A 3,115-nucleotide genomic window follows, 5' to 3' on the forward strand; every position below is an offset into this window, starting at 1 on the left:
GATTACATAAGAATTAACAGAGTATTGTCAGTAAAAATACAGATAATATTCTTCTGATGAAGTAAAAATGATTAATTGGCATATGCGATAGAACTGATAGGAATGTTCATCGCTTTATTCATGTCTTTAGTAAGTTCTCCTACTTTGCTCACGAACAAATTATATTCTTCCTGGGTATATTTTTTATGGTTCTTTGCACCATTAGTACCCGAATTGCCTGGTGGAAGCAGATTACAATGATACGTTTTACTGAAATATCTGTTGAATTTTGCTTCTTTGCCAGTTCCTGTAATTCCAGCCCATTCCATCAGCATTACTATGATGGGACCATAGATATGATGTTTCCCCTCCTTCTTATCTGTTCTTCCAAGAACCTTTAGTCCTGCGAGTTTGCAGGGTTCTATCAAATTATCAAGATGGGTAATTACGAATCTTACTTGTTTAGCAAAGTCATGATTGTCAGGCCATAGAAGAGATTCTGTAGGACTCAAATCATCCTTCTTACCCTTTTCAATGGCATCGAAAATGACGAAATTTTGAAACTGGCTCACGTTATAGGTATGAAAACAATCGCAGATGACTTGTTGCAAAGACTTTGCCTTATCCATTCTTTCCTTCAAACTATTCATCGGATATGTGACACCGCCGGTATTCTCTAAGATCTTAATGAAATCTCTCGACGTTTTAGCAACATTGTCATAGTTATCCTTATAAATCTTGTAACATAAGTCAGGATGGCTTCTGATGTAATTCTCCTTTGCAATAATTTCTCTACAAAGAGCCATTACGCCCGTTAGCTTACAAAAAAATAAGCTAACAGAACAGCATAGATCTTTCACGCAATCTGGGTAGCTTTCCAAGCCAAACATATCTCTTTCGAATGTAAGACCTGTTAAGTATGAGTGATTAAAAACAGATAGCTTCTTTTCTGTTCCATTACCTCCAGCCTTCTTGCGAATGATGGGACACATCTTTCTAAAAAGTTTCTTTGTTCCAGCTAATGTACTTCTCAGTTTTCGACAAAGCTTAAGAGCTGTGTCGTAGCATTGGTTGTGGTCGGTGGCATATAACTTATTGAACTCTTTAGAAAATTTTTCTAAAGAGATGTATTCTTTATCTATTTTGGCAATGCTGATTCTTACTTCAGCATTGATTAAATTGATATCACTCTCGTCATAATCACGACTTCTGATGGATGCAAAGATCTTATCGTTTTCAAAGTCCTCTGCATCATTGATAAGGTTCTGAAAGCTTTGCTCAGAAGCATCTAATACGCTGGTATACCTCATTCGCTATTATTTTTAAGTTAATAATTTGCAGTTATGGTCTCGTACACCTTTATATAGGGGTGTGCGTGAGGATATCCTGCTTTCATTTGCAAAGTTACGAAAAGATTACGGAAATAAAACGAAATGGATCACTTTTCTTGCGTTAAAAAATGCTAAGTCTTTGATATTCTGTATTTTATGATTTGTTTTTGGAAATTTTAAGTTTCTGCCGATTCCAAAAGTTGCCACAAAAGTAGTGTTTTAGTGTAAATTTAAGAATTAAACAATAGTTAATTTTTAAGATTTAAACGTTAACAAAGAATGGCTTTTCAGTCCGAGCTAACTTATAGAATAGTCTTAAGTTTGTTCCATTCTGACTGAAAAGCCGTATAATTCTTAAAATATTATTTTTCAAAATACGTACCAATGGCTATGAGAGGGATGTTTTCCATCCATTCTTGATCTACATATCCTTTCATGGAGATGCGCAGTCCTTTCAGCCCAGGGTTGTCTTTGATGAACTGGGCCAGGGAACGGGCACGTACGTTTTCCTCAGCCTTTACTTCGATAGGTATAACCCTCTGGCTGTCTTGAATGACGAAATCAATCTCCGAAGGAGTCTTGGTATTGCTCCAGTAATAGGGCTTAAGTCCCAAGGCCAATAGTTGCTGTAGCACATACTGCTCTGTAAATGCACCTTTGAACTCTGTGAATACATTGTCACCTATCAGCATCTGATCTGCTGAGACATCCGTCATGCATGCCAGAAGACCACAATCTAATAAGAACAGTTTAAAGACATCCATGTCTTCATAAAACTTGAGGGGCATTTTAGGTTCCTTGATGCGGCTCACCTTATACACAATGCCGGCATCTACCAGCCATTGTATGGCCAGTTCAAAATCCTTGGCTCTGCTACCTTTGCGCACAGCTCCATAGATGAATTTCTTGTTTTCACGTGCCAGTTGAGAAGGAAGCGAATCAAGTACCTCCCGGATTCTTGTAGATTCCGCAGCTGAAGTATGTTTGGAAATATCCCTGCGATAGGCTTCCAGAATATCACGCTGCAGGGTGCGAACCTGCTGCAAGTCTGTATTTTCGATGAATTTGCTTACCACTCCTGGCATGCCGCCCACAAAGTAATATTGTCGGAGCAATTCCGTCATCTTGGGTTTCATGATGTCGATAAGTCCCCAGTCTTTGGAATGGAGTAATTCTATCCATCCTTCATTGCCGGTAGCATCAAGATATTCCTCGTAATCCATAGGGTACATGGTAAGCATATCTACTTTTCCAACAGGGAACGACTCTCCCTTACCAAGGGTAACCCCAAGTAGGGACCCTGCTACCATGACATGGTATTCGGGAGCTTTTTCGCAAAAGTACTTCAAACTGTGGAGTCCTCTCGGAATCTCCTGTATTTCATCCAAGATGATGAGAGTGTCAGCAGGAGTAATCCTGACACCAGTAATGGCTTGGATGGTGATGAGGATTCTGTCTATGTTGTAATCGAGCTCAAAGAGCTGTTTCATTCTTGGCTCATCGTCACAGTTGATATATGCTACGTTTTTGTATTCCTTTTCTCCAAAGTGTTGCATAATCCAAGTCTTACCTACTTGTCTGGCACCTAGTAACATCAAGGGCTTTCTGTCCACATTTCTTTTCCATTTCAAGAGCTGTTTGTATATCTTTCTTTTCATAACTATCTGTATTTTAAATATTTCAGCTGCAAAGATACACTTTTTCGATGATAAAAACAAGAAAATTGCACACTTTTTCGATGATAACAAATGTTAAATCATACACTTTTTCGAGGATAAGTGTCTTATACGTGAAAAAGTTGTCAC

General features: G+C 38.4%; 2 protein-coding genes. Both read right to left on the bottom strand.

Going from position 1 to position 3,115, the window contains the following annotated elements:
• Positions 1-71 precede the first annotated feature (71 nt).
• Positions 72-1,289, bottom strand: a complete 1,218-nt coding sequence (locus DW657_RS16910) for a hypothetical protein (protein ID WP_118313517.1) — start codon at positions 1,287-1,289, stop codon at positions 72-74.
• A 383-nt stretch (positions 1,290-1,672) separates the two neighbouring features.
• On the bottom strand, positions 1,673-2,968 hold the full coding sequence (locus DW657_RS16915) for an ATP-binding protein (RefSeq protein WP_118313518.1): 1,296 nt from the start codon (positions 2,966-2,968) through the stop codon (positions 1,673-1,675).
• Positions 2,969-3,115: the final 147 nt, after the last annotated feature.

The sequence above is a fragment of the Prevotella sp. AM23-5 genome (genome assembly GCF_003473645.1).
Lineage (GTDB): Bacteria > Bacteroidota > Bacteroidia > Bacteroidales > Bacteroidaceae > Prevotella > Prevotella copri_A.

Excerpts from the sequence above, each read along its gene's own strand:
- DW657_RS16910 (WP_118313517.1), bottom strand. The coding sequence starts at position 1,289 with ATGAGGTATACCAGCGTATTAGATGCTTCTGAGCAAAGCTTTCAGAAC.
- DW657_RS16915 (WP_118313518.1), bottom strand. The coding sequence starts at position 2,968 with ATGAAAAGAAAGATATACAAACAGCTCTTGAAATGGAAAAGAAATGTG.